The organism is Prolinoborus fasciculus (genome assembly GCF_056724605.1).
In genome coordinates this window covers 1-401 of the sequence record NZ_JBWZQN010000194.1, presented here as the reverse complement: position 1 = coordinate 401, position 401 = coordinate 1, and the positions used below count along the sequence as shown (strand labels likewise).

General features: G+C 34.7%; 1 protein-coding gene. It reads right to left on the bottom strand.

Annotation, left to right across the window (positions count from 1 at the left end; all coding sequences use genetic code 11):
* Positions 1-99: 99 nt before the first annotated feature.
* Positions 100-249: a hypothetical protein gene (locus tag AC1P5O_RS16910; protein WP_005265948.1), complete on the bottom strand. Its 150-nt coding sequence runs from the start codon at positions 247-249 to the stop codon at positions 100-102.
* Between the last annotated feature and the right edge of the window lie 152 nt (positions 250-401).

Sequence of the window (401 nt, the reverse complement as noted above, 5' to 3'; positions counted from 1 at the left end):
GCGACTCATGAGTGCTCGGTTATATGCGGGCCAATTGGTTGTGCGGTAGATTTTGTGTGTAGGCTTCTTCATTTGAAAATTATATCGCTGAAAAAGCCTTTACAGATAGGTTTGTGCAACAAAGCCTCGCAGTGGCGTTAATTCATATTCTGTTGTGCCATCATGCTTGATATCATAATCAATACCTGGTGAGGTATTACCTGCACCATTATAATAATCATCACGACGTTGGTCATAATAGGCTTTCATAAAGTCTGTATTATAATAATAATCACTCTGTACACGACAAAAATAGATAACTCATTGAAATAATGTCATAATAATTGTTTTCTAACGACGAATACTATGACACATCTCAATGAGTTATATCTTATCTTAAACAAATATCTAAAATGGAACAA

Excerpts from the sequence above, each read along its gene's own strand:
- AC1P5O_RS16910 (WP_005265948.1), bottom strand. The coding sequence starts at position 249 with ATGAAAGCCTATTATGACCAACGTCGTGATGATTATTATAATGGTGCA.